Here is a 25,078-nt window from a genome sequence, read left to right as displayed (position 1 = left end):
TCGTTACCTATCTTCACAGCACTTTTCTCCACCGTGCACTTCTTCGCCAGCGAGTGCTTCGAGAATGGAACAATGACTGGCATCGTCATCCACTTCACCACAACAGGCATCGTTGATTTTTTCTAATGCGCTTCGAATGCGGGTAAGCTCATGGATTTTCTCATCGATGAGTTCAAGTTTCGCCGTGGTTATCGATTTGACTTCCGCACAACTGTGTTCAGTGGCTTCCAGCTTTATCTCTAGAAGTTCTTTGATCTCATCAAGACTTAACCCCAGAGACTTAGATTTCAGAATGAAGAGCACCTGTTGCTGGTTCTTATCATCATAAAGCCGATAACCCGATTCACTTCGTCCTGCAGGCGCAATCAGCTGGTTCTTCTCATAGAAGCGAAGTGTATCCGTACTCACGCCACATCTTTTGGCTAACTCACCAATCTGAAACATGTTTTTTTAACCTTATCTTTACGAAATCGGCGTCAAAATCCGATTTTCACAATTATTTTTGTGACGCCAAACGATTGCGCGAGCTTTTTTGTAATAATTTAGTTAGAATACGCGCCATCAAATTTCGAGTTGAAATTAAAGCACTGACCAGCCAAAGGTCTTTACCAAAACTGGCCAAATTTGTCGCTCTGCTTCCCTTTCATAGTAAGGGGATAGCATCTTGGATGATACGATTATTTTTCTGGATTGAGCGCACAAACCTGTTCATTTTTGGCAAATATCTTTAGTTTATTTTTTACACATTAACTCTGTGAATTTGAGGAAGATGGAAGCAATGAATAACGCTCGTCCAATTCGCCGCGCTCTTATCAGCGTATCAGACAAAACTGGTATCGTTGAGTTTGCAAAATCTCTTGCCGACCGTGGTGTCGATATCCTTTCTACTGGCGGTACTGCTCGCCTGCTTGCCGAACAAGGCATCTCTGTAACTGAAGTATCAGACTACACTGGCTTCCCTGAGATGATGGACGGTCGCGTAAAAACTCTTCATCCAAAAGTTCACGGTGGTGTGCTTGGTCGTCGCGGTCAAGACGACGACGTCATGGCGACACACGGTATCAACCCAATCGACATGGTGGTAGTAAACCTATATCCATTTGCTGAAACCGTAGCAAAAGAAGGTTGTACGCTGGAAGATGCAGTAGAAAACATCGATATCGGTGGTCCAACTATGGTGCGTTCTGCGGCGAAAAACCACAAAGACGTCACTATCGTTGTTAACGCTGGCGATTACGACCGCGTAATTGCAGAAATGGACGCAAACGACAAGTCTCTGACTCTGGAAACGCGTTTTGATCTGGCTATCGCAGCATTCGAACACACAGCTTCTTACGACGGCATGATCGCTAACTACTTCGGCACTATGGTTCCATCTTATGGAGAGAACAAAGAAGGTGACGAAGAGAGCAAATTCCCTCGCACTTTCAATCAGCAGTTCGAGAAGAAACAAGACATGCGCTACGGTGAGAACAGTCACCAAGCGGCAGCTTTCTACGTTGAAGCGAACCCAGAAGAAGCGTCTGTTTCTACTGCTCGTCAAATTCAAGGTAAAGCGCTTTCTTACAACAACATTGCAGACACAGACGCAGCACTTGAGTGTGTGAAAGAGTTCGACGAGCCAGCATGTGTGATTGTTAAGCACGCTAACCCATGTGGTGTTGCGCTAGGCGAAAACATCTTAGAAGCGTACAACCGCGCGTACCAGACTGACCCAACGTCTGCATTCGGCGGCATCATCGCATTCAACAAAGAACTGGACGCAGAAACGGCATCTGCCATCGTTGAGCGTCAGTTTGTTGAAGTAATCATCGCTCCAAAAGTTTCTGCAGCAGCAGTTGAAGTGGTTGCAGCGAAGAAAAACGTTCGCCTTCTTGAGTGTGGTGAATGGACTGCTAAGACAACGGGCTTCGACGTGAAACGCGTCAATGGCGGTCTTCTGGTTCAAGACCGTGACCAAGGTATGGTGACGCTGGATGATTTGAAAGTCGTCTCCAAGCGTCAGCCAACCGATGAAGAACTAAAAGACGCACTATTCTGCTGGAAAGTAGCTAAGTTCGTTAAATCCAACGCTATCGTATACGCAAAAGGCGACATGACGATTGGTGTGGGCGCAGGTCAAATGAGCCGCGTTTACTCAGCGAAGATTGCGGGCATCAAAGCAGCAGACGAAGGTTTGGAAGTCGCTGGCAGTGTTATGGCATCTGACGCATTCTTCCCATTCCGCGATGGCATCGATGCGGCTGCAGAAGCGGGCATTAAGTGTGTGATTCAACCAGGTGGCTCAATGCGTGATGACGAAGTTATCGCCGCCGCTGACGAACACGGCATGGCGATGATCTTTACGGGCATGCGTCACTTCCGTCACTAATTTCGCTAAGAGGCACTCCAGAGTGCCTCTTTCTACATGATTTAAGGATTATAAGATGAATGTATTAGTAATCGGTGCCGGCGGTCGTGAACACGCGTTGGCATGGAAAGCGGCTCAGAACCCAAATGTTGAGACAGTTTTCGTTGCGCCTGGTAATGCGGGTACAGCTCTTGAACCTAAGCTAGAAAACGTAGCGATCGGTGTAGAAGACATCGAAGCATTGGTTGCCTTCGCGAAAGAAAAAGCGATCGAGCTGACGATTGTTGGCCCTGAAGCTCCTTTAGTTATTGGTGTGGTGGATGCATTCCGCGCAGCAAACTTGCCTATCTTTGGTCCTAGCGAAGCTGCCGCGCAGCTAGAAGGCTCAAAAGCCTTCACTAAAGACTTCCTGGCTCGCCACAATATTCCTACAGCGGCTTACGCTAACTTCACGGAAATTGAGCCAGCACTGGCTTACGTTCGCGAACAAGGCGCACCAATCGTTGTTAAGGCTGACGGTCTTGCAGCAGGTAAAGGCGTTATCGTTGCGATGACCCTACAGGAAGCAGAAGACGCCATCAAAGATATGCTGGCAGGCAACGCGTTTGGCGAAGCAGGCAGTCGTGTGGTGATTGAAGAGTTCCTGGATGGCGAAGAAGCCAGCTTCATCGTAATGGTCGATGGCAAGAACGTTCTGCCAATGGCCACCAGCCAGGACCACAAACGTGTTGGCGATAAAGACACAGGTCCTAACACCGGCGGTATGGGTGCCTACTCTCCGGCTCCTGTCGTTACACAAGAAATTCATAACCGCATCATGGAAGAGGTGATCTACCCTACCGTGAACGGCATGGCTTCTGAAGGTCACCCATATACAGGCTTCCTGTACGCGGGCTTGATGATCGACAAAGACGGCACACCGAAAGTGATCGAATACAACTGCCGCTTCGGTGATCCAGAAACTCAGCCAATCATGATGCGCATGGAATCGGATCTGGTTGAACTTTGTCTGGCTGCGATCGATGAGAAACTAGACCAAGTGGAATCCAAATGGGATCCACGTGCGTCAATCGGTATTGTTCTGGCAGCAGGTGGTTACCCTGCGTCTTACAACAAAGGCGACGTTATCTCTGGTCTTCCTCAACAAGAAGTGAGCGGAGAGAAAGTATTCCACGCAGGCACAGACAACAAAGATGGCGACATCGTGACTAACGGCGGTCGTGTGCTTTGTGCAACAGCACTTGGCAATACGGTTTCTGAAGCTCAGCAACGTGCGTACGAACTGGCGAAACAAATCAGCTGGGAAGGCATGTTCCATCGTAATGACATTGGCTACCGTGCTATTGCTCGTGAGCAAGAGAAATAATCTCAGGGCTCAGATGTGAAAAGGCGCTCAGTGAGCGCCTTTTTTGTATTCGATATTTTTAATCAGTTTTGCTCGATAAAGGATGGTCGCTTAATGCAATCCTGACTATCTTCCGCCAACATCAGCAGATCGTTAACGGACAGCGTATTCAAATCCTTGCGACCTATGAACGCGACATAACTGTCGACTGATGACAAGCGGTTGACCACAAAGCTTGGAAGTGTCTGGTTAAAAGAAAGCTTTTCGAATTCTCTGTCATCACAGGTTTCGAATGTTTCGCCATCCCAGTAACCCTGAATAAGTTCAAGGCTATCTTTTTCCTGCGATTCCGTCGTCTCTACCACAAACGCCGCTTCTTCCTGATAGCGCTGAATTTGCTTTTCAGGCACCGGAAGTACTTTTCCATCAACTCGATATTGCTGATAGACAGCCTCACCAGAGGCACTGAAACGTAAATGGACACGATAAGGCACGAGCTCTAGCTCGTCATTGGTGCGGTAACCTTTTCGAATCAACTCACGCAGAGTATCGCCTTGCCATGCGTAGTCCGTATGGTAGTAGCCATAGTCTCCCGATGACACGTAATCCGCCGCCGAATAGGCACTGCCTAGTCGTTTGGTAAACCAATAAAAGCTTGTAGAATCCCCAATAGATTGCCCGCCAGAATAGTATGCATACTGGTTAGCTTGAGGTACGTTGGAACTGGAAGAACAGCCGACTAACGCCGCTAGCAATAGAGGTGCGTAAAAAAATCGCTTCATAAAATAACTACGCCGAGTAAAAACTCGGCGTAGTATAGATTAGTTCACTGATTCTTTCAGTGCTTTACCAGCGACAAATGCTGGAACATTTGCTGCTGCGATTTGAATCTCGGCGCCAGTCTTAGGGTTGCGACCAGTGCGAGCTGCACGATGGTTTACTTTGAATGTACCAAAACCGATAAGTTGAACCTGGTCACCCTCTTTAAGAGCTTCAGTCACTCCGCCTAGAGTCGCTTCAAGAGCTGCTTTTGCTTGTGCTTTAGATAGATCAGCTTTTTCTGCGATGAAGTCGATGAGTTGGGTCTTGTTCATTAGGTTTCCCTTCTTGTATGTTTTTCGAAATCTAATTCACTGTAATCCATAAATACCTGTTGTGGCAAAGGTTTGTCGCCTCACTTTCGCTCTTCTGCCGAGTTTTTAACCAGATTATGAGCTTTACCTCACAATTTGTTACGACTTTTCTCACTATTAAGCTTGTTTTTCCGGCTTTCAGAACCGATTTATAGGCTAGTTGATAGTTAGCCTCTATTGGGAGCCTATTGATATCAACGACAATTATTGACTGTAGGAAACTATGTTACTGCTCGCTTTCTATGTCTCCATCGCGATTGGAGTCTCGTTCATCTGCTCCGTTCTGGAAGCGGTGTTGTTGAGTATTACCCCAAGTTACATTGCTCAGCTTCGCCAGCAAGGTCATCCATCAGCACAAAAGCTGTCGGAATTAAAAGAAGACATCGACCGACCTCTTGCTTCTATCCTGACATTGAACACCATTGCACATACGATTGGTGCCGCAACGGCCGGTGCACAAGCCACTGTGGTGTTTGGCAGCCAATGGCTTGGTGTGTTCTCTGCGGTGCTGACTTTCGGTATTTTAGTCTTTTCTGAGATCGTGCCTAAAACCATCGGTGCGACATACTGGCGTCAGTTGTCTCCAATGGCTGCAACCACTTTGCGCTGGATGGTATGGGCGTTAACTCCGTTCGTTTGGTTCTCTGAACAAATCACTAAGCGCCTTGCGCACGGTCATCAGGCGCCGAAAATGCGTGATGAGTTATCCGCTATGGCTATACTGGCAAAAGAGTCAGGCGAATTCGCAGAAGGCGAGTCGCGCATTCTGCATAACTTGCTGAACATTCAGGATGTGCCAGTAACACAGGTAATGACCCCTCGCCCGGTTGTTTTCCGTGTGGATGCAGAAATGACGATTGACGCGTTTTTGTCTGAGCACAAAGACACACCATTCTCCAGACCTCTGGTTTACAGCCAGCAGACGGACAATATTTTGGGATTCGTCCATCGCTTAGAGCTGTTTAAACTTCAGCAGTCTGGTCATGGCAGCAAACAGCTTGGAGCCGTCATGCGCCCCATTCACGTCATCCTTAACAAGATGGCGCTGCCAAAGGCCTTTGATCAGATGATGGCTCAGCGTGTGCAGCTAGCTCTGATTGTGGATGAGTACGGCACAATTCAGGGTATCGTGACACTGGAAGACATCTTTGAATACCTGCTTGGTGAAGAGATTGTCGATGAAGCTGATAAAGCCAGTGACATGCAGTTCCTGGCAAACAAGCGCTGGGAAAAGTGGAAAGAAACCCACGGCGTAATTGAAAGCCGGGATGAAGACGAAGAACAACCTTCGGAAGACACCGCTAAGAAAGACTGAATCTAAGGCTCCTTAACAGGAGCCTTTTTATTGGGGTAATTCCGGTCCACGGGTTTTCAGGAAATCCAATAATACCCGACACTTTCGCGGTAAGTACTGCTGCTTACGGTAATACGCAACAAACTCAAACTCCCGGCTTTGGGTATTGGTAACATCAACAGGCACCAATAAGTTGTTTTCCAGCTCCTTAGTCAGGATCAGAGCAGGCACGTAAATAATCCCCCTCCCCTGCAATGCTGCCTGAATCAGAATTTCCGTATTATCAGACCAAAGTTTCGGCTGAACTTGTACCTGTTCTCCACCAGCAAACTCCCATCTGGTTCTGTTGACCTGTTTGCCGTAAGCAAGGCAGGAGTGCTGGGAAAGCGCTTCAATGTTATCTGGAATGCCGTGTTTTTCGAGATAAGCAGGTGATGCAAATAACTGGTTCACATAGCGATACAAAGGCACTCGCACAAACATGGACGAGTTGAACAACTCAATGTCCCGCGCTAATGAAATGTCCGCAAAACTTGCTGGTATCGCGTCGTAATCGACACTGCGTAAATCAAACTCGATATCTGGGTATTGATCCGTAAAGCGCTCCAGATCTTTCATCAACACACGTGAATTTACCAAGGTTGGGGCAGCAATCGTTAATACGCCAGCGGGTTTGTCATTGAGGCGCGCAACCTCGGAAAGGAGCTCATTCCATTCAGAATCTATCCGACAAAAGGTCTGATAGAAGTACTCACCAGCTTCAGTGACTTCCAGCTTTCTGGTCGTTCTAATCAGCAATTGTACTCCGAGGCTGGATTCCAGCTCTGCAATTTTCTTAGTGACGACAGAAGGTGTTACTGCCAACGCTTTTGCTGCCTCCGCCATTGAGCCAAATTCGACCACCTGCCTGTATATCGATGCGTGCTTAAAATTAGCCATCCTTTCATTCCAAAATGGAAACTGATGCTTTCTATCTTCAGTAATTATTTTCAAATTAACAACAAATAGAATGCGTAAGTCTTAACAAACTCGAGAAGATAACCCTTAATTTAAGGAGCAACCATCAATGAAAAATGCGAATAGTGTGATTGAGACCGTTACCTGGCGTGCAAATGAAGGCGTGAGCGAAGAAGAGATGAAAAGTGCCGTGGAGCTCATGTTACTGGATTTAAAAAACCTACCTGGCTTTATTCATGAAACCTTATCTGTGAATGAGACGGGACAGTGGCTACAACTCTATTACTGGGAAACCGCCGAAGACGCACATAACTCCAATCAACTAATGGCAGATAAGCCCTCCTTCGCCAAGTTGATCGCTCTGATTCAGCCTGATTCGGTAGATATTCAAGTTTATGGCTGTATCCATGCTTCCTCTGCCATCAGTTTTGACTAAAAACTGTTGCCCTAGACAAGAAAAAGGCTCCGAAAGGAGCCTTAGTGCGATTAAACTGCCAACCCAATATTGCTGACCGGGTCATCACGGAGCTCTTGTCGCAGCTCTTTAATCAGTTCCACATCGCGCTCGACTGCGTCTTTCAAAGGTCGGAAAATCGCCCATTGCACATCCCATTCAGCGCACACGGCTTCATTTTCTTTCTGGTTGTCGTTGGTCACTTCTTCCCCAGACTGCGCTTCTTCCAAGTGCGCAACCGTATTGACAGACTGCTCGCTGATTTTCAGCATGGATTCAAACAGAGTGTCTCTGTCTAGCAAGCCATGCAGCAGAGTGGAAAGCGCCACGCACGCGTCAATCGCCGGGTAAACGCCATAGAAATCAAAATCATCCGCAGAAGGGATCAATTCTTCCAGTTTTTCTAGCTGACGCTCGAAGTTTACTTTCGCATTTTTAACCGTGAGTAACTCCCAAACACTGTCTAAGATATCTTTGTAGACACGTGATTCTGCAAACTCTGTGTTCTGGCAAAAAACCGCATAGTTGGGGTACATTCGCTCACAAAGAGACGCCATAAACGTTATTTGCTGCCAAGGCTCGAACTTTTCGAGGCGAATTTGGAGAGGATTCTGTAACATGGTGATCCAACGGTTGTAGAAAAAGACAGCGGAAGTGTACTTGATTCGCCAGAGGGAAAAAAGCAAGCCTATGAATAATTTCACCAACAAAGTCTATATCGCTTCGAAAGACCAAGCGGAATACGCATCGCTAATCAACAATGCTCAGCTAGAAGACTTGGTCATCACTCAGGATAAAAGCCTTGCCAACATCGTTCTGGCCGATCCTCCACTCATTGTTAACGACCTCCCAAACCTGCCTAAACTGGAATGGTTACAGTCAACGTTTGCAGGTGTGGATGCACTGGTCGTCAGTGGACTTCGTCAGGACTACGAACTGACCAATGTAAAAGGCATATTTGGTCAGCAGATTTCCGAATACGTGGTTGGCAACACAATTGAGTATTTTCGCCACTTTTCTACATACCGGCAGCAACAGCTTAAATCTCAGTGGCAGCCTCACCCTTACCAATCCTTAGCGGATAAATCGATTTTGGTACTCGGTACGGGCGACATCGGCTGCCATGTGGCCAAAGTTTGCAATGCACTTGGAATGAAAACGGGCGGAGTCAACCGAACGGGGATTCCAGCAAAAGCATCTCCATTCAAATACACTTTCCATATTGGGGAGTTCAAATCAGCGGTAAAAGACGCGGACATCATCGTCAGTACTTTACCTTCCACGCCCGATACCCGAGGCTATCTCAATGCCGCGCGCTTAGCTCATGCAGACAACGCGTTATTGTTCAGTGTCGGACGCGGCGATGTGCTGGTTGAAGACGACCTGATCCCTGCCATCGAAAATGGCAACATCGCTCATGCTTTTCTGGATGTGTTTGAACAGGAACCTTTGCCAAAATCGTCTCCATTCTGGTCGCACGACAAGGTTTCAGTCACCCCGCACATTGCCGCGGTGAGCTTTCCACACCAAGTTTTTGAGCAGTTCAAAGAAAACTATCTCAGATGGTATGACGGATTTAAATTGCAAAATCGCGTCGACTTCAAGAAAGGTTATTGATGTTGTCGGCTCTGCCTTCTTTACTGTCGGACATTCGTCAGTGCAAAGTTTGCGAACCTGAGTTGCCATTGGGTGCTAACCCTGTGATTCAGGCTTCGGAGGAAGCGCGTTTGCTGATCATCGGGCAAGCGCCCGGAACCAGAGTCCATAAAACCTCTATTCCCTGGAACGACCCAAGCGGCGATCGACTGCGAACATGGCTGGATATCGACAAAGAAGTGTTTTACAACCCAACTAAGATCGCCATTATGCCAATGGGTCTGTGCTATCCGGGAAAAGGGAAAAGTGGCGATTTACCACCAAGGAAGGAATGTGCGCCGCTTTGGCATGCATCGGTTCTCGATTTGCTGCCCAATATCGAAATGACACTGCTGATTGGTCAATATGCTCAGCAGTACTATCTGCAGAATCGCCCCAAGACCCTGACTCAAACCGTCGAGCAGTGGCAGCGTTGGGCACCAGAGTTTCTCCCATTGCCTCACCCTTCTCCAAGAAACACACTTTGGCTGAAAAAGAACCCTTGGTTTGAGTCGGAGACCGTACCTTACATTCGGGGGATCATTTCTCGAGTTTTATAGCTTTTGGATCATTATGATCTTAATAGGGCAAAAGCTGTACACGCCACTTACTTTAGGTGGCATTCCTAATGTAATATTATGAAATTTATAGCATTTTTTCTTTTTGTACAGCGAAAACACTATTTGACCTATGATGATCCAAATGCTTTTTGACCTGCACAAAAAAGCGCGCCTGCAATGCAAAGCGCGCTTTGAGAAGACATTAAGAGTGTTACTTGTGATAAGGCTTAGAAAGCTCGTGTACCGCTTCCACGAACACGCCTGCATTCTCAGGTGGCACATCAAGATGGATACCATGTCCCAGGTTGAAGACATGCCCCGTTCCACCTTCACCAAAACCTTCTAAAATGGTTGCGACTTCTTCACGAATACGTTCATGAGGTGCATAAAGCATAGACGGGTCCATATTGCCCTGCAGCGCAACTTTATCGCCTACACGAGCCTTCGCATCTGCAATATTGATCGTCCAGTCGAGCCCTACTGCATCACACCCAGTTGCTGCGATTTGCTCCAGCCACATGCCGCCATTTTTGGTGAACAGAGTTACTGGCACGCGACGACCATCGTTTTCACGGATCAAGCCATCGACAATCTTATGCATGTACTGCAACGAGAACAGGTTGTAATCACGAGGGGTTAATACACCACCCCAGGTATCAAACACCATTACCGATTGTGCACCAGCTTTGATTTGTGCATTCAGGTACTCGATTACACTGTCTGCAAGCTTATCCAACAACGCATGCAACGTTTGAGGCTCGGCATACATCATCTTCTTGATTTTAGTGAAGGCTTTTGAACTTCCACCCTCGACCATGTAAGTCGCAAGCGTCCACGGGCTGCCAGAGAAACCAATCAGGGGAACATCACCATTCAGATCTTTACGGATCTGACGCACCGCATTCATCACGTACTGAAGTTCGCCTTCAGGATCTGGAATGCCAATTTTATCAACGTCCGCTTTGCAGGTGACTGGGTTGGTAAATTTCGGACCTTCGCCAGTTTCGAAGTACAGACCAAGCCCCATTGCATCTGGGATGGTCAGAATATCTGAAAACAGAATAGCTGCATCAAGAGGAAAACGACGTAGCGGCTGAAGAGTCACTTCCGAAGCCAGTTCTGCGTTTTTACATAGAGACATGAAGTCTCCTGCCTGCCCACGGGTTTCGCGATACTCTGGCAGGTAACGACCTGCCTGGCGCATCATCCAGACTGGGGTGTAATCTACTGGCTCTTTCAATAGAGCTCTTAGGTAACGATCGTTCTTTAGTTCAGTCATTCTGGCTTCTTCAATCGATTGTAAAGTCGCTATTCTACCACTTATCTCCATTATGGAAATCTGGGCTTTGCAACCTGGATCATGTTATTAGCGATAAAAATCAATGTGAAATTGATTCATTAGAAAGCGCATGTTACAAATTTGATCGCTAGCGAAAACTATAATATCTGGGTATATGAATACCCAGCATCTCATAACGACATCTTACTTACCCCTCCGGTATCACCGGAGGTTTTTTTTATTTAAAAGCTCATCTCCATCCCTCAATAATCTCAAGATACTAGGTTCAGCAAGAATTAATTGGGAATACTTTTTTCCGTCACTTCCCGAATCAGTGCTCGGGCAATTGTACCCTCTGGGGCAACCTCTGGTAATTCATCAAAACCAAACCACTGTGCATCCACCAGCTCTGTCTTGTCTAGCTTAATCTCACCGCTACGATAATCAGCAATAAACCCCATCATCAAACTGGAAGGAAATGCCCAGGGTTGACTGCCAAAGTAAGTAATATTGGAAACCTCTATCCCAGTTTCTTCTTTCACTTCCCGAGCGACGCATTGTTCCAGTGTTTCCCCCACTTCAACAAACCCTGCAATCACCGTATACATGCCACCACGATGACGGTTGTGCTGTGCCAGTAAGATCTGATTCTCTTTACGAATAGCAACGATGATACAGGGGAAGATTCTTGGATAATGGAGCGTACGACAGTCACCACACTGCATAGCCAGTTGATTGAAGTTGAGATGGTTTCTTCCACCGCATTGAGGGCAAAAGCGCAGTGTTTGGCTCATATGCCCAAATTGAATGGCACGACTGATCATCAAAAATAATTCTTCCGGGTAATGCAACAAGCTGCGAAGAGGAGTCATAGGTAAGACTTGCTCCACTTCCACATGATTCAGCCAAACCACTTTTTTACTTTGGTAGTTGCCAATGACCTGCGCATTTTCTGCGTTTAAATTCAAAGAGCTGGCACTTCCTAGTGGTAGTGAGCCGTTCTCGATCCAAACTTCGCTCCCCTCGACAACACACCAATAAACTGGCTCTTCATTTTTGAACATGCCATACCCTCTTTGCTTGAAGTTCAACCATTTTACTGGCAATCTAATTTCTTACCAGAGTTTGTAGCTCAGTAAGATCCGATCTATAAATTCTATATAGAGCAAGAGATTGCATTTTAAATGGACTCCTCTGGTTTCAGAGGCTTAGATTGCTGATTGGCTAGTAATCAGATCATGAGGACATGGTCATGCTGAATAAATTCAAACAAGTACAAGAACAGTGGGGTGGCTCCAGCGAAGTCATCGATCATTGGCTCGATACACGTCAATCGCTGGTTGTGGAATATTGTGAGCTTGCAAAACCACAAACCGTTAAAGCGGCTGCCGTTTCAGGTCTGCCCTCTCCCCAAGAACTACAACGCTTCTGCCAACATCTCGTTGATTACATCTCTGAAGGTCACTTCAAAATCTACGATATGGTGATGGATCGCTGGAAATCGACTGGCTACTCACCAACCGATGAAATCAATGACACTTATGGAAAGATCGTACTCACAACCGATCCATTGCTGAACTTTACCGATAAGTACGCCACCATCGACGAAGAAGATCCGCTGAGCAAACTTGAAAGCGAGCTGTCATTGATTGGTGAAATCTTGGAAACTCGATTCGAAGTGGAAGACCAGCTCATCAGGTTGATAGCAGACAGTTTAGCCGTTCCACCGGGCGCTTAACTCACTGCTTTACTCTTGCAGGGGTGTTAATCGCACTCCTGCTTTATCACATCTAAAAAATCGTTTCTCCGGAACACTCGGCTTACTTTTCTGCACTCAAAGTATGAAGGTATCGGATCCCTTCGAATACGCACAATTTGCTATACCAAATCAGTTTAGCGATCAGCAGACACAAAAAAGGCACCTTTCGGTGCCTTTTTAACATCTTAACGTCGATTACTCTTCAGTAGAGAAACCTGCGTTCAGAAGCGCTGCCAGGTTGTCTGTCGCTTGCTCTGCAGAAGGACCTTGTTCTTCGCGTTGCTTTTGACGATCCTGGTGGTAGGCGAAACCTGTACCAGCCGGGATTAGACGACCAACGATTACGTTCTCTTTCAGACCGCGCAGGTCATCACGTTTACCAGAAACCGCAGCTTCTGTTAGTACGCGTGTTGTCTCCTGGAACGATGCCGCAGAGATGAACGATTCTGTCGCTAGAGATGCCTTCGTGATACCTAGAAGCTCACGCTCAAAGCGTACAAGCTCTTTGCCTTCAGCTTCTAGTTGACGGTTAGCAATCTTAACCTGAGAGTATTCCACCTGCTCACCAGGTAGGAACTCAGAATCACCAGCGTGAGTGATCGTACACTTACGTAGCATTTGACGAACGATAGTTTCGATGTGCTTATCGTTAATCTTTACACCTTGCAGTCGGTATACTTCCTGAACTTCGTTCGAGATGTATTCCGTTACTGCACGGATGCCACGCAGACGTAGGATATCGTGCGGTGCTTCTGGACCGTCAGCGATAACGTCGCCACGTTCGATCTTCTCACCTTCAAACACGTTTAGCTGGCGATGCTTAGGAATCATTTCTTCATAAGTCTCACCACCCTCGCGAGTGATTACCAGGCGACGCTTACCTTTCGTCTCTTTACCGAAGCTCACTGTACCAGTGTGCTCAGCTAGGATAGCAGGCTCTTTTGGCTTACGTGCTTCGAACAGGTCAGCAACTCGTGGAAGACCACCGGTGATATCTTTGTTACCACCAGACTTCTGAGGAATACGTGCAAGCGTGTCACCCACACCTACTTCCGCGCCGTCTTCTAGCTGTACGATTGCTTTACCAGGCAGGAAGTAGTGAGCCGGCATATCAGTACCAGGAATCATTACATCGTTACCCGCTGCGTCAATCAGCTTAACCGCTGGACGCATGTCTTTACCTGCTGAAGGACGAGCCGCTGCATCAGTTACTTCGCTTGAAGACAGACCGGTTAGGTCATCTGTCTGGCGAGAAACTGTTACGCCGTCGATCATGTCAACGAATTGGATGCGACCTGCCACTTCAGTGATGATTGGCATGGTGTGCGCTTCCCAGTTAGCCACTGTTTCACCAGCTTCAACTGCGTCGTTGTCACCTTTGCTCAGGATAGAACCGTAAGGCAGTTTGTGTTTCTCTTTCGTACGACCGAACTCATCGATGATGGTCAGTTCAGATGCACGAGAAGTGATAACAAGCTTGCCGTCTTTGTTGGTTACGAACTTAGCATTGTGAAGCTTCACAGAACCTGTGTTCTTCGCTTGAATGCTGTTCTCAGCCGCTGCTGTCGATGCCGCACCACCGATGTGGAACGTACGCATCGTAAGCTGTGTACCCGGCTCACCGATAGACTGAGCAGCGATTACACCGACTGCTTCACCTTGGTTCACTAGGTGACCACGAGCTAGGTCACGACCGTAACATTGTGCACAACAACCGAAGTCAGAGTCACAGGTTACAACCGAACGTACTTTCATCTTATCAACAGAGTTTTCGTCGATGATCTGACACCATTTCTCGTCGATAAGTGTGTTACGTGGAATCAGTACGTCTTCAGTACCTGGCTTAAGAATGTCTTCTGCAACCACACGACCAAGAGCAAGCTCAGTCAGTGCTACTTTAACGTCACCACCTTCGATATGAGGCATCATATCGATACCATCGTGCGTGCCACAGTCGTGCTCGTGGACTACTACGTCCTGAGCAACGTCTACTAGACGACGAGTTAGGTAACCGGAGTTCGCTGTCTTAAGTGCGGTATCCGCAAGACCCTTACGAGCACCGTGGGTTGAGATAAAGTACTGAAGTACGTTCAGACCTTCTTTAAAGTTCGCGGTGATCGGCGTTTCGATGATCGAACCATCCGGACGAGCCATCAGACCACGCATACCTGCTAGCTGACGAATCTGAGCAGCAGAACCACGAGCACCGGAGTCGGCCATCATGTAGATGCTGTTGAACGACTCTTGCTGTTCTTCTTCACCATCACGGTTGATAACAGCTTCAGAAGACAGGTTATCCATCATTGCTTTCGCAACACGGTCGTTGGTAGACGCCCAAATATCGATAACTTTGTTGTAACGCTCACCAGCAGTAACAAGACCAGACTGGAACTGCTCCTGGATTTCACGTACTTCTTCTTCTGCTTCCGCGATTTCAGTGTACTTCGCGTCTGGCACAACCATGTCGTCGATACCAACAGATACACCAGACATTGCCGCGTAAGCAAAACCTGTGTACATGATTTGGTCAGCGAAGATGACTGTGTCTTTCAGACCAAGCTTACGGTATGCCTCGTTAAGAAGCGTAGAAATTTGCTTCTTACCAAGTTTCTGGTTTACCAGGCTAAACGGAAGACCCGATGGCACGATTTGCCATAGCATTGCACGACCGATAGTCGTATCAACCAGCTTAGTTTCCGTCACGCTGTTGCCGTCTTCGTCAACAACCGTTTCAGTAATACGAACTTTAACGCGAGTGTGAAGCTCTACAGACTGAGTGCGGTACGCTTTCTCAGCTTCAGCAGGACCAGATAGGTACATGCCTTCGCCTTTGGCGTTGATCTTGTCACGAGTCATGTAGTAAAGACCCAATACAACGTCCTGAGAAGGTACGATAATCGGATCACCTGATGCTGGCGACAGAATGTTGTTTGTCGACATCATCAGAGTACGAGCTTCAAGCTGTGCTTCTAGAGTTAGAGGCACGTGTACCGCCATTTGGTCACCATCGAAGTCGGCGTTGTACGCCGCACACACTAGTGGGTGTAGCTGAATCGCTTTACCTTCGATAAGTACTGGTTCGAACGCCTGAATACCAAGACGGTGAAGTGTTGGTGCACGGTTAAGCAGTACTGGGTGTTCGCGGATAACTTCGTCCAGGATATCCCAAACGATCGCTTCTTCACGCTCTACCATCTTCTTAGCAGCTTTGATTGTCGTCGCCATGCCACGAGTTTCTAGCTTGCTGTAGATAAATGGTTTGAATAGCTCAAGTGCCATCTTCTTAGGAAGACCACACTGGTGCAGACGAAGGTATGGACCTACTGTGATTACAGAACGACCAGAGTAGTCTACACGTTTACCTAGAAGGTTCTGACGGAAACGACCTTGTTTACCCTTGATCATATCAGCAAGAGATTTCAGAGGACGCTTGTTCGAACCGGTTATCGCACGACCACGACGACCGTTATCAAGAAGCGCATCAACAGACTCTTGCAACATACGCTTTTCGTTACGTACGATGATGTCCGGAGCAGCAAGCTCTAGTAGACGCTTCAAACGGTTGTTACGGTTGATCACACGACGGTATAGGTCGTTCAGATCAGAAGTCGCAAAACGACCGCCATCTAGTGGAACCAGAGGACGTAAATCTGGTGGAAGGACTGGAAGAACCGTCAGGATCATCCACTCTGGGTTGTTACCAGATTGAATGAACGCTTCAACGATTTTCAGACGCTTAGTTACCTTCTTACGCTTAGTTTCAGAGTTAGTGGTTTCTAGCTCTTCGCGCATTTGCTCCGCTTCACGCTGAAGATCCATAGTGCTTAGCAGATCTTTGATCGCTTCTGCACCCATCTTCGCTGTGAATTCGTCGCCCCACTCTTCCAAGCGGTCTAGGTATTCTTCTTCCGTCAGCATTTGACCTTTTTCTAGGTCAGTCATGCCTGGCTCTGTAACAACGTACATTTCAAAGTAAAGTACGCGTTCGATATCACGCAGTGGGATATCCATCAACAGACCGATACGAGACGGTAGAGATTTTAGGAACCAGATGTGAGCAACTGGAGAAGCTAGCTCAATGTGACCCATGCGATCACGACGAACTTTAGTTTGTGTAACTTCAACGCCACACTTCTCACAGATTACACCACGGTGCTTCAGGCGCTTGTATTTGCCACAAAGACATTCGTAGTCTTTAACTGGACCAAAAATACGCGCACAGAACAGACCATCGCGCTCAGGTTTGAACGTACGATAGTTGATAGTTTCAGGTTTTTTCACTTCACCAAAAGACCATGAACGGATCATGTCTGGTGAAGATAGACCGATTTTGATTGCATCAAATTCTTCGGTCTTATGCTGTGCTTTTAGAAAGTTTAATAAGTCTTTCACAATCAGCTCCTGTAAGGAGTTAAAAGGGGCTCACCCGCAAAAGTGAGCACCTTCTACCAATAATCCCGTGGGATTACTCTTCGTCTTCTAGCTCGATGTTGATACCTAGCGAGCGGATCTCTTTCAACAATACGTTGAAGGATTCTGGCATGCCAGGTTCCATGCTGTGGTTGCCGTCCACGATGTTTTTATACATCTTAGTACGACCGTTCACGTCATCCGATTTCACCGTTAGCATTTCTTGTAGAGTGTAAGCGGCACCGTATGCTTCCAGTGCCCATACTTCCATCTCACCGAAACGCTGACCACCGAACTGAGCTTTACCACCAAGTGGCTGCTGAGTTACCAGGCTGTAAGAACCGGTTGAACGTGCGTGCATCTTGTCATCAACTAGGTGGTTCAGTTTCAGCATGTACATGTAACCAACAGTTACAGGACGCTCAAACTCGTCACCAGTACGGCCATCAAACAGACGTAGCTGACCAGATTCTGGTAGGTCGCCTAGTTTCAATAGAGCCTTGATGGAAGATTCTGGCGCACCGTCGAAGATAGGTGTCGCGATTGGTAGACCACCACGTAGGTTTTGTACCAAAGTGCGAACTTCTTCATCGCTCAGTGCTGCAACATCAACTTTCTGACGGGTGTCACCCAGATCGTACACTTCTTGTAGGAAGTTACGGAACTTGTGCAGTTCTTGCTGTTCTTTCAGCATCTGGTTGATCTTGTCACCCACACCTTTCGCTGCCAGACCCATGTGTACTTCTAGGATCTGACCGATGTTCATACGTGATGGTACACCCAGTGGGTTAAGTACGATGTCGACAGGTTCACCCTTCTCATCGTATGGCATGTCTTCAACAGGGTTGATCTTAGAGATTACACCCTTGTTACCGTGACGACCCGCCATCTTATCACCCGGCTGGATGCGACGCTTAACTGCTAGGTAAACCTTAACGATCTTCAGAACACCTGGTGCAAGGTCATCGCCTTGAGTGATCTTACGACGCTTAGTTTCAAACTTCTTATCGAAGTCTGCTTTCAGCTCGTCCCACTGCTCAGCTAGCTGCTCTAGCTGCCCTTGTAGAGACTCATCGTCAAGAGACTGTTCTAGCCACTTCTTACGATCAATAGTGTCTAGTTTCGCTTCAGAGTAACCACCTGAAATCAATACCGCTTTCACACGAGCAAGTAGACCACCTTCCAGAATCTGGAATTCTTCAGTTAGGTCTTTCTTCGCTTCTTTCAGCTGCATTTGCTCGATTTCAAGCGCACGTTTGTCTTTCTCTACGCCATCGCGAGTGAAGACTTGAACGTCGATGATGGTACCCGAAACAGAGTTTGGTACACGCAGTGATGTATCTTTAACATCTGATGCTTTTTCACCGAAGATAGCGCGTAGTAGCTTCTCTTCAGGCGTTAGCTGAGTTTCACCCTTAGGCGTAACTTTACCAACAAGGATGTCGCCACCCTTCACTTCAGCACCGATGTAAACGATACCTGACTCGTCCAGTTTAGACAGAGCAGACTCACCTACGTTTGGAATATCCGCTGTGATCTCTTCAGAGCCCAGCTTAGTGTCACGCGCCACACAAGAAAGCTCTTGGATGTGGATAGTCGTGAAACGGTCTTCCTGAACAACACGCTCAGAAACAAGGATGGAATCCTCAAAGTTGTAACCGTTCCAAGGCATGAACGCGATACGCATGTTCTGACCAAGTGCCAGCTCACCAAGGTCGGTTGAAGGACCATCAGCAAGAACGTCACCACGTGCTACTGGCTCACCAGGTAGTACAGTTGGACGCTGGTTAATACATGTGTTCTGGTTAGAACGCGTGTACTTAGTCAGGTTGTAAATGTCGATGCCTGCTTCACCTGGAACCAGCTCGTCTTCATTTACTTTTACAACGATACGCGATGCGTCAACAGACTGGATAACACCGCCGCGTTTAGCAACCGCTGTTACACCGGAGTCAACTGCAACGTTACGCTCGATACCAGTACCTACAAGAGGCTTGTCAGCACGCAGAGTCGGAACTGCCTGACGTTGCATGTTCGCACCCATCAATGCACGGTTCGCATCATCGTGCTCTAGGAATGGGATAAGCGATGCTGCCACAGATACAACCTGGTTTGTTGCAACGTCCATGTAATCAACTTGATCACGTGGGTGCAGACCAGATTCACCTTTCTGACGAGCAGTAACCAGTTCTTCTACGAACGTGCCTTCCTCTGTTAGACCAGAGTTAGCCTGAGCGATGATGAACTGACCTTCTTGAATAGCAGATAGGTAATCAACTTCGTCAGTAACAACACCATCTACTACACGACGGTACGGAGTTTCTAGGAAACCGTACTCGTTACAACGCGCAAACGCAGACAGGGAGTTGATCAGACCGATGTTTGGACCTTCAGGCGTTTCGATAGGACATAGACGACCGTAGTGCGTTACGTGTACGTCACGTACTTCGAAGCCAGCACGTTCACGAGTCAGACCACCTGGACCTAATGCAGAAATACGACGCTTGTGCGTAACTTCTGAAAGTGGGTTGTTCTGGTCCATGAATTGTGAAAGCTGTGAAGAACCAAAGAATTCTTTAACCGCTGCAGAAATTGGCTTCGCGTTGATTAGGTCTTGAGGCATGATTGCATCAAGGTCGCCAAGGCTTAGGCGCTCTTTAACCGCACGCTCAACACGTACCAGACCAACACGGAATTGGTTTTCTGCCATTTCGCCTACGCTACGGATACGACGGTTGCCAAGGTGGTCGATGTCGTCCACTTCGCCTTTACCGTTACGGATCGCGATAAGCTTCTTCATCACTTCGATGATGTCTAGTTCATCAAGTGTGCCTTGCTCTAGAGCGTCTTCGCGCTCGATAGAGCTGTTGAACTTCATACGACCAACTGTTGATAAGTCGTAACGTTCTTCAGCGAAGAATAGGCTTTCGAATAGTGCTTCTGCAGCTTCTTTTGTTGGTGGCTCACCTGGGCGCATCATGCGGTAGATTTCTACTAGCGCAGAGATACGGTCAGTGGTGCTGTCGATACGCAAAGTATCAGACATGAACGGGCCGTGATCCAGGTCGTTCGTAAACAGCACTTCAAGCTTCTTATGACCAGCTTGAGACAGGTTAGCCAGTGCTTCCAGGCTGATTTCCTGGTTAGCACCAACGATGATTTCGCCAGTAGCTTCGTTGATGTAATCTTTCGAAGAAACTTTGCCTACGATGTATTCGATTGGCACTTCGATGAATTCAACGCCGTCTTTTTCAAGTTGACGGATGTGACGTGCAGTCACACGACGACCAGTCTCAACGTAAGTCTTACCGTTCGCTTCAATGTCGAATGACGCAGTTTCACCACGCAGACGATCTGGAACCAGCTCCATAAGTAGAGTCTGATCTTTCACTTCGAAGTTCACTTTCTCGAAGAAGAGATCTAGGATTTCTTCTGTCGTTTTGTTTAGTGCACGAAGGATGATTGAAGCAGGTAGCTTACGACGACGGTCGATACGTACGTACAGGTTATCCTTAGGGTCGAACTCAAAGTCTAGCCATGAGCCACGGTAAGGAATAACACGTGCGTTGTATAAAACTTTACCTGATGAGTGGGTCTTACCCTTATCGCTGTCGAAGAACACGCCTGGGCTTCGGTGCAGCTGGGATACGATAACCCTCTCGGTACCATTAATTACGAAGGTACCATTGTCTGTCATGAGTGGAATTTCACCCATGTAGACTTCTTGTTCTTTAATGTCTTTTACAGTACCTGCCGGTGCGTCTTTATCAAAAACAACCAGGCGCAGTTTTACGCGTAGAGGTTTTGAGTATGTGACACCGCGGATTTGACATTCTTTAACGTCAAAAACTGGCTCACCAAGACGGTAGCTAACGTATTGCAGCTCAGAGTTGCCGTTGTAGCTCTGAATAGGAAATACAGAACGAAAAGCCGCTTCAAGACCGTATTGCCCTTCCGGATCCTGTTCGATGAATTTGTCGAACGAATCGAGCTGGATCGACAGCAGGTATGGAATGTCCAAAACTTGTGGACGAGTACCAAAGTCCTTACGGATGCGCTTTTTCTCGGTATAAGAGTAAACCATGGGGTTCCTCAGCTCGCTGATAAGTGACCCAAACTGTCCGCCCGTTCCTAGTTACTTAAGGAGGGGTAAGGGACAGTGACTAAACAACTGTTTACTGTAGAACGAAGCAGCAAGGTTGCTGATTCGTTTTTTTGCATGGATAGAGGCGCTTAAACAGCAGGAAAATTCGCCTATACCCTACAGCGCAAAAAGGCCGGTGGTTATTAAACCACCAGCCATTAGCCTGTCGGCTAAGAAATTAAGTAATAATTACTTAACTTCAACAGAAGCACCAGCTTCTTCTAGTTGAGCTTTAAGAGCTTCAGCTTCGTCTTTCTCGATACCTTCTTTCAGAGGTGCTGGAGCGCCGTCAACTAGAGCTTTAGCTTCTTTCAGACCTAGACCTGTAGCGCCACGTACTGCTTTGATTACAGCAACTTTGTTACCGCCAGCAGCAGTTAGGATTACGTCAAATTCAGTTTGCTCAGCAGCAGCTTCGCCACCAGCAGCACCGCCAGCTACAACAGCAGCTGCAGCAGATACGCCGAATTTTTCTTCCATAGCTTCGATAAGCTCAACAACTTGCATTACAGACATTTCTGCAACTGCGTCTAGGATTTGCTCGTTAGTAATAGACATAACAATTCTCTTTTAAGTCAACAATAAGTTTATTTTGCAACCAGTAAAAAGCAAGCCTTAAGCTGCTTCTTCTTTTTGATCGCGGATAGCAGCGATAGTACGTACCAGCTTGCCAGCAGAAGCTTCTTTCATGCACATCATTAGGCGTGCAATTGCTTCGTCGTAAGTTGGTAGTGTTGCTAGTACTTCAGCGTCAGTTACTGCGCCTTCAAATGCAGCAGCTTTGATCTCGAAGTTGTCGTTCTCTTTAGCGAAGTCTTTGAAAAGACGCGCTGCAGCACCTGGGTGCTCGTTAGAGAACGCGATCAGAGTAGGACCAGTGAAAGTGTCAGTTAGACACTCGTAATCAGTACCCTGAACCGCACGGCGTGCTAGTGTGTTACGCACGACTTTCATGTAAACGCCAGCTTCACGAGCTTGTTTACGTAGAGAAGTCATCGCGCCAACATTAACGCCACGAGAATCAGCTACAACTGCAGAAAGTGCACCACTGGCAGCTTCGTTGACTTCAGCAACAATTGCTTTTTTGTCTTGAAGATTTAAAGCCATCTTGGATTAACTCCTGGTTGTCGTTACACCACTCACACTAAAATAATGTGAGAGTTAAAACGGTGCAGTTCCAGAAGAAAGGCTATCTATTAATAAGTCAGCTTTCTTTAGGTTCGGACACCGTCTACGTAGGTTTCATTAAGTCTACTAATGCAGACGCCTACGGTCTTGGACGGAGACTGAGTATCTTCTCGAAAGGAGAAACTTAGTCCCAACCACAAATATTAGGCGCGAAATTATACACAAATTTCACGCCTAATCAAATTTATTATGCTGTTTGAGTGTTCAGGCTAGCCTGATCAACAGAAACACCAGCACCCATTGTAGTAGAGATGCTTACTTTCTTCAGGAAAGTACCTTTCGCTGAAGATGGCTTAGCTTTCTTAAGAGCAATTAGAAGAGACTCTAGGTTCTCTTTGATTTGCTCAGCAGAGAAGTTAGCTTTGCCGATAGTAGTGTGGATGATACCGTTCTTGTCGTTACGGTAACGAACCTGGCCAGCTTTAGCGTTCTTAACCGCTTCAGCAACGTTAGGAGTTACAGTACCAACTTTCGGGTTTGGCATAAGACCACGAGGACCTAGGATAGTACCTAGTTGACCAACAACACGCATTGCATCTGGAGAAGCAACAACTACGTCGAAGTTCATTTCGCCTTTCTTAACTTGCTCAGCAAGATCTTCCATACCTACGATGTCTGCGCCAGCTTCTTTAGCTGCTTCAGCGTTTGCACCTTGAGTGAACACTGCAACGCGGATTTCGCGGCCAGTACCGTGAGGTAGTACAGTTGCACCACGTACGTTCTGGTCAGATTTACGAGCATCGATGCCTAGGTTAACAGCAACATCTACAGACTCAACGAATTTAGCAGTCGCTAGTTCTTGAAGAAGAGCAACAGCTTCGTTGATTTCGTATTCTTTAGTTACGTCAACTTTTTCGCGGATTACGCGCATACGCTTAGTAAGTTTTGCCATGATATTAACCCTCTACCACTAGGCCCATTGAACGAGCAGTACCTGCGATAGAACGCTTCATCGCTTCGATGTCAGCGCCAGTCATGTCTGCAGCTTTAGTTTCTGCGATCTCTTGCAGCTGAGCGTCAGTAACAGTACCCACTTTTTCAGTGTTTGGACGACCAGAACCAGACTTAACACCTGCTGCCTTCTTAAGAAGAACTGCCGCTGGCGGAGTCTTAGTTTCAAAAGTGAAAGAACGGTCGTTGTATACTGTGATAACAACTGGGATCGGTAGACCTTTTTCTACAGATTCTGTTTTCGCGTTGAACGCTTTACAGAATTCCATGATGTTCACACCGTGTTGACCTAGAGCAGGACCAACTGGTGGACTTGGGTTTGCCATACCCGCTGCAACTTGCAGCTTGATATAAGCTTCAACTTTCTTAGCCATGATATTTCCTAAGTTTTGGGTACAAACGCCAACCTGCTGGTAAGCTCCCCGTTAGATACAAACTTTTCACTTCCATAGAAGTAAAAAGGCGCGAAATTATAATCATAATTCGCGCCTTTCACAACCCTAGAGAAGGTGTTTTTTTAATCAAGCTTATCCACTTGACCGAACTCGAGTTCAACCGGTGTTGCACGACCAAAGATCGATACAGACACTTTTATACGGCTCTTCTCGTAGTCCACTTCCTCAACCGTACCGTTGAAGTCAGCAAATGGTCCTTCGTTAACACGAACCACTTCACCCGCTTCAAACATTGTCTTAGGACGTGGAGCTTCGCTCGCTTTCTCTAGACGGTTAAGAATTGCATCCGCTTCTTTGTCAGAAATCGGAGCAGGACGATCAGAGGTACCACCAATGAAGCCCATGACACGCGGCACACTGCGCACTAGGTGCCATGATTCATCGTTCATGATCATCTGAACCAGAACATAGCCTGGGAAGAATTTACGCTCGCTCTTGCGGCGTTGACCTGCACGCATTTCAACAACTTCTTCTGTTGGAACAAGAACTTCACCAAAAAGTTCTTCCATGTCGTGCATTTTGATGTGCTCACGAAGAGACTGAGCCACACGACCTTCAAATCCAGAGAAGGCTTGAACCACATACCAGCGTTTTTTAGGAGCTTCACTCATGTATTAAAACCCTCACACCCCAGTCGCTAGAGCAACCAGACGAACCATAATGCCGTCGATACCCCAAAGCGCTAGAGCCATAACTATACTAACTGCTAACACAATCAATGTTGTCTGCATGGTCTCTTGGCGAGTAGGCCAAACTACCTTGCGAACTTCTACTTTTGCTTCGTTTGCAAAAGTGATTGCTGCTTTACCTTTACCTGTAGTAGCGGCAATTGCCAGTGCAGCACCCACAAGCACAATGGCACCTGCTGCACGGAACACTACGTTTAGCTCATAAACTGTGAACTCTTTACCACCACCCAGAACAGCATTTCCTACAACAGCAGCGGCAAGCAGAATAACAGCGACAATCCACTTAAATGTATCTGCTGCATTGGAGCTATCAGGAGTTTCAGCGTTTGCTTTCATAAAACCAACCTGTGACAAGTCTTAAATATAGACGACAACAACCCCGCTGTTGCAGGGCACATTCCATCGCATTGGAACCCAACGCATACAAGGAAAAAGATGAGATCTTTTTCACAAAATTCTTTGCTTTGAGCAATAA

General features: G+C 47.1%; 22 protein-coding genes. 7 read left to right on the top strand and 15 right to left on the bottom strand.

The genetic code is table 11. From position 1 onward, the window contains the following. Window positions 1-3: 3 nt before the first annotated feature. A complete protein-coding gene (gene zntR / locus QMG91_RS01010; protein WP_004402049.1) occupies window positions 4-444 on the bottom strand; it encodes a Zn(2+)-responsive transcriptional regulator in 441 nt (146 codons plus the stop codon). Between the two features lie 334 nt (window positions 445-778). Between zntR and purH the strand changes: the two genes are divergently transcribed. Then, window positions 779-2,371, top strand: a complete 1,593-nt coding sequence (gene purH / locus QMG91_RS01005; protein WP_022613912.1) for a bifunctional phosphoribosylaminoimidazolecarboxamide formyltransferase/IMP cyclohydrolase — start codon at window positions 779-781, stop codon at window positions 2,369-2,371. A gap of 55 nt (window positions 2,372-2,426) precedes the next feature. Then, entirely contained in the window at window positions 2,427-3,716 is a 1,290-nt protein-coding gene (purD, locus tag QMG91_RS01000) for a phosphoribosylamine--glycine ligase (protein WP_281828256.1), read from the top strand. Between the two features lie 62 nt (window positions 3,717-3,778). Here purD and QMG91_RS00995 read toward each other — a convergent pair whose 3' ends face one another. Together QMG91_RS00995 and hupA are read right to left on the bottom strand one after the other, a co-directional pair. Further along, window positions 3,779-4,477: a DUF1481 domain-containing protein gene (locus tag QMG91_RS00995; protein WP_281828254.1), complete on the bottom strand. Its 699-nt coding sequence runs from the start codon at window positions 4,475-4,477 to the stop codon at window positions 3,779-3,781. A gap of 39 nt (window positions 4,478-4,516) precedes the next feature. Continuing rightward, the gene (gene hupA, locus QMG91_RS00990; RefSeq protein ID WP_004402053.1) at window positions 4,517-4,789 is read right to left on the bottom strand and encodes a nucleoid-associated protein HU-alpha; all 273 of its coding nucleotides are present in this window, start codon (window positions 4,787-4,789) and stop codon (window positions 4,517-4,519) included. 262 nt (window positions 4,790-5,051) lie between these two features. Between hupA and QMG91_RS00985 the strand changes: the two genes are divergently transcribed. Continuing rightward, the gene (locus tag QMG91_RS00985) at window positions 5,052-6,143 is read left to right on the top strand and encodes a CNNM domain-containing protein (protein WP_200766511.1); all 1,092 of its coding nucleotides are present in this window, start codon (window positions 5,052-5,054) and stop codon (window positions 6,141-6,143) included. A gap of 27 nt (window positions 6,144-6,170) precedes the next feature. Here QMG91_RS00985 and QMG91_RS00980 read toward each other — a convergent pair whose 3' ends face one another. Continuing rightward, window positions 6,171-7,061, bottom strand: coding sequence for a LysR family transcriptional regulator (locus QMG91_RS00980; RefSeq protein WP_281828250.1), 891 nt, complete (start codon window positions 7,059-7,061; stop codon window positions 6,171-6,173). Between the two features lie 127 nt (window positions 7,062-7,188). Here QMG91_RS00980 and QMG91_RS00975 point away from each other — a divergent pair, with 127 nt between their 5' ends. After that, window positions 7,189-7,515 (top strand): hypothetical protein, encoded by a 327-nt coding sequence (locus QMG91_RS00975; RefSeq protein ID WP_004402056.1) that lies wholly within the window; start codon window positions 7,189-7,191, stop codon window positions 7,513-7,515. Window positions 7,516-7,565: 50 nt separating this feature from the next. Here the strand turns inward: QMG91_RS00975 and QMG91_RS00970 are convergent, their stop codons facing one another. Continuing rightward, window positions 7,566-8,153, bottom strand: a complete 588-nt coding sequence (locus QMG91_RS00970; protein WP_004402057.1) for a YjaG family protein — start codon at window positions 8,151-8,153, stop codon at window positions 7,566-7,568. A 70-nt stretch (window positions 8,154-8,223) separates the two neighbouring features. On the opposite strand from QMG91_RS00970, the gene QMG91_RS00965 reads away from it, so the two are divergent. After that, window positions 8,224-9,150, top strand: coding sequence for a D-2-hydroxyacid dehydrogenase (locus tag QMG91_RS00965; RefSeq protein WP_281828249.1), 927 nt, complete (start codon window positions 8,224-8,226; stop codon window positions 9,148-9,150). Then, the gene (locus QMG91_RS00960) at window positions 9,150-9,728 is read left to right on the top strand and encodes a uracil-DNA glycosylase family protein (RefSeq protein ID WP_281828247.1); all 579 of its coding nucleotides are present in this window, start codon (window positions 9,150-9,152) and stop codon (window positions 9,726-9,728) included. The genes QMG91_RS00965 and QMG91_RS00960 overlap by 1 nt, the downstream gene beginning before the upstream one ends. Before the next feature lie 211 nt (window positions 9,729-9,939). Here QMG91_RS00960 and hemE read toward each other — a convergent pair whose 3' ends face one another. Both hemE and nudC read right to left on the bottom strand, forming a co-directional pair. Beyond that, entirely contained in the window at window positions 9,940-11,007 is a 1,068-nt protein-coding gene (gene hemE, locus QMG91_RS00955; RefSeq protein WP_281828246.1) for a uroporphyrinogen decarboxylase, read from the bottom strand. 296 nt (window positions 11,008-11,303) lie between these two features. Then, entirely contained in the window at window positions 11,304-12,071 is a 768-nt protein-coding gene (gene nudC / locus QMG91_RS00950) for an NAD(+) diphosphatase (protein WP_281828244.1), read from the bottom strand. A gap of 182 nt (window positions 12,072-12,253) precedes the next feature. On the opposite strand from nudC, the gene QMG91_RS00945 reads away from it, so the two are divergent. Further along, a complete protein-coding gene (locus QMG91_RS00945; protein WP_038142123.1) occupies window positions 12,254-12,745 on the top strand; it encodes an Rsd/AlgQ family anti-sigma factor in 492 nt (163 codons plus the stop codon). A gap of 216 nt (window positions 12,746-12,961) precedes the next feature. On the opposite strand, the gene rpoC is transcribed toward QMG91_RS00945, so the two are convergent. The 8 genes from rpoC to secE all read right to left on the bottom strand — a co-directional run bounded on the left by rpoC (window position 12,962) and on the right by secE (window position 24,939). Continuing rightward, entirely contained in the window at window positions 12,962-17,158 is a 4,197-nt protein-coding gene (gene rpoC / locus QMG91_RS00940) for a DNA-directed RNA polymerase subunit beta' (RefSeq protein WP_022551811.1), read from the bottom strand. A 73-nt stretch (window positions 17,159-17,231) separates the two neighbouring features. Next, window positions 17,232-21,260: a DNA-directed RNA polymerase subunit beta gene (gene rpoB / locus QMG91_RS00935; protein WP_004402065.1), complete on the bottom strand. Its 4,029-nt coding sequence runs from the start codon at window positions 21,258-21,260 to the stop codon at window positions 17,232-17,234. 249 nt (window positions 21,261-21,509) lie between these two features. Further along, the gene (gene rplL, locus QMG91_RS00930; RefSeq protein ID WP_004402066.1) at window positions 21,510-21,878 is read right to left on the bottom strand and encodes a 50S ribosomal protein L7/L12; all 369 of its coding nucleotides are present in this window, start codon (window positions 21,876-21,878) and stop codon (window positions 21,510-21,512) included. 57 nt (window positions 21,879-21,935) lie between these two features. Beyond that, window positions 21,936-22,427, bottom strand: a complete 492-nt coding sequence (gene rplJ, locus QMG91_RS00925; protein ID WP_004402067.1) for a 50S ribosomal protein L10 — start codon at window positions 22,425-22,427, stop codon at window positions 21,936-21,938. 268 nt (window positions 22,428-22,695) lie between these two features. Continuing rightward, window positions 22,696-23,400, bottom strand: a complete 705-nt coding sequence (gene rplA / locus QMG91_RS00920) for a 50S ribosomal protein L1 (protein ID WP_004402068.1) — start codon at window positions 23,398-23,400, stop codon at window positions 22,696-22,698. Between the two features lie 4 nt (window positions 23,401-23,404). Then, a complete protein-coding gene (rplK, locus tag QMG91_RS00915; RefSeq protein WP_004402069.1) occupies window positions 23,405-23,833 on the bottom strand; it encodes a 50S ribosomal protein L11 in 429 nt (142 codons plus the stop codon). Between the two features lie 143 nt (window positions 23,834-23,976). Then, a complete protein-coding gene (nusG, locus tag QMG91_RS00910) occupies window positions 23,977-24,525 on the bottom strand; it encodes a transcription termination/antitermination protein NusG (protein ID WP_004402070.1) in 549 nt (182 codons plus the stop codon). 12 nt (window positions 24,526-24,537) lie between these two features. Next, window positions 24,538-24,939, bottom strand: coding sequence for a preprotein translocase subunit SecE (secE, locus tag QMG91_RS00905; RefSeq protein ID WP_004402071.1), 402 nt, complete (start codon window positions 24,937-24,939; stop codon window positions 24,538-24,540). Between the last annotated feature and the right edge of the window lie 139 nt (window positions 24,940-25,078).

The sequence above is a fragment of the Vibrio nigripulchritudo genome, assembly GCF_027924785.1.
GTDB lineage: Bacteria > Pseudomonadota > Gammaproteobacteria > Enterobacterales > Vibrionaceae > Vibrio > Vibrio nigripulchritudo.
This window is presented reverse-complemented; position numbering and strand designations above follow the sequence as displayed.

Excerpts from the sequence above, each read along its gene's own strand:
- zntR (WP_004402049.1), bottom strand. The coding sequence starts at position 444 with ATGTTTCAGATTGGTGAGTTAGCCAAAAGATGTGGCGTGAGTACGGAT.
- purH (WP_022613912.1), top strand. The coding sequence starts at position 779 with ATGAATAACGCTCGTCCAATTCGCCGCGCTCTTATCAGCGTATCAGAC.
- purD (WP_281828256.1), top strand. The coding sequence starts at position 2,427 with ATGAATGTATTAGTAATCGGTGCCGGCGGTCGTGAACACGCGTTGGCA.
- QMG91_RS00995 (WP_281828254.1), bottom strand. The coding sequence starts at position 4,477 with ATGAAGCGATTTTTTTACGCACCTCTATTGCTAGCGGCGTTAGTCGGC.
- hupA (WP_004402053.1), bottom strand. The coding sequence starts at position 4,789 with ATGAACAAGACCCAACTCATCGACTTCATCGCAGAAAAAGCTGATCTA.
- QMG91_RS00985 (WP_200766511.1), top strand. The coding sequence starts at position 5,052 with ATGTTACTGCTCGCTTTCTATGTCTCCATCGCGATTGGAGTCTCGTTC.
- QMG91_RS00980 (WP_281828250.1), bottom strand. The coding sequence starts at position 7,061 with ATGGCTAATTTTAAGCACGCATCGATATACAGGCAGGTGGTCGAATTT.
- QMG91_RS00975 (WP_004402056.1), top strand. The coding sequence starts at position 7,189 with ATGAAAAATGCGAATAGTGTGATTGAGACCGTTACCTGGCGTGCAAAT.
- QMG91_RS00970 (WP_004402057.1), bottom strand. The coding sequence starts at position 8,153 with ATGTTACAGAATCCTCTCCAAATTCGCCTCGAAAAGTTCGAGCCTTGG.
- QMG91_RS00965 (WP_281828249.1), top strand. The coding sequence starts at position 8,224 with ATGAATAATTTCACCAACAAAGTCTATATCGCTTCGAAAGACCAAGCG.
- QMG91_RS00960 (WP_281828247.1), top strand. The coding sequence starts at position 9,150 with ATGTTGTCGGCTCTGCCTTCTTTACTGTCGGACATTCGTCAGTGCAAA.
- hemE (WP_281828246.1), bottom strand. The coding sequence starts at position 11,007 with ATGACTGAACTAAAGAACGATCGTTACCTAAGAGCTCTATTGAAAGAG.
- nudC (WP_281828244.1), bottom strand. The coding sequence starts at position 12,071 with ATGTTCAAAAATGAAGAGCCAGTTTATTGGTGTGTTGTCGAGGGGAGC.
- QMG91_RS00945 (WP_038142123.1), top strand. The coding sequence starts at position 12,254 with ATGGTCATGCTGAATAAATTCAAACAAGTACAAGAACAGTGGGGTGGC.
- rpoB (WP_004402065.1), bottom strand. The coding sequence starts at position 21,260 with ATGGTTTACTCTTATACCGAGAAAAAGCGCATCCGTAAGGACTTTGGT.
- rplL (WP_004402066.1), bottom strand. The coding sequence starts at position 21,878 with ATGTCTATTACTAACGAGCAAATCCTAGACGCAGTTGCAGAAATGTCT.
- rplJ (WP_004402067.1), bottom strand. The coding sequence starts at position 22,427 with ATGGCTTTAAATCTTCAAGACAAAAAAGCAATTGTTGCTGAAGTCAAC.
- rplA (WP_004402068.1), bottom strand. The coding sequence starts at position 23,400 with ATGGCAAAACTTACTAAGCGTATGCGCGTAATCCGCGAAAAAGTTGAC.
- rplK (WP_004402069.1), bottom strand. The coding sequence starts at position 23,833 with ATGGCTAAGAAAGTTGAAGCTTATATCAAGCTGCAAGTTGCAGCGGGT.
- nusG (WP_004402070.1), bottom strand. The coding sequence starts at position 24,525 with ATGAGTGAAGCTCCTAAAAAACGCTGGTATGTGGTTCAAGCCTTCTCT.
- secE (WP_004402071.1), bottom strand. The coding sequence starts at position 24,939 with ATGAAAGCAAACGCTGAAACTCCTGATAGCTCCAATGCAGCAGATACA.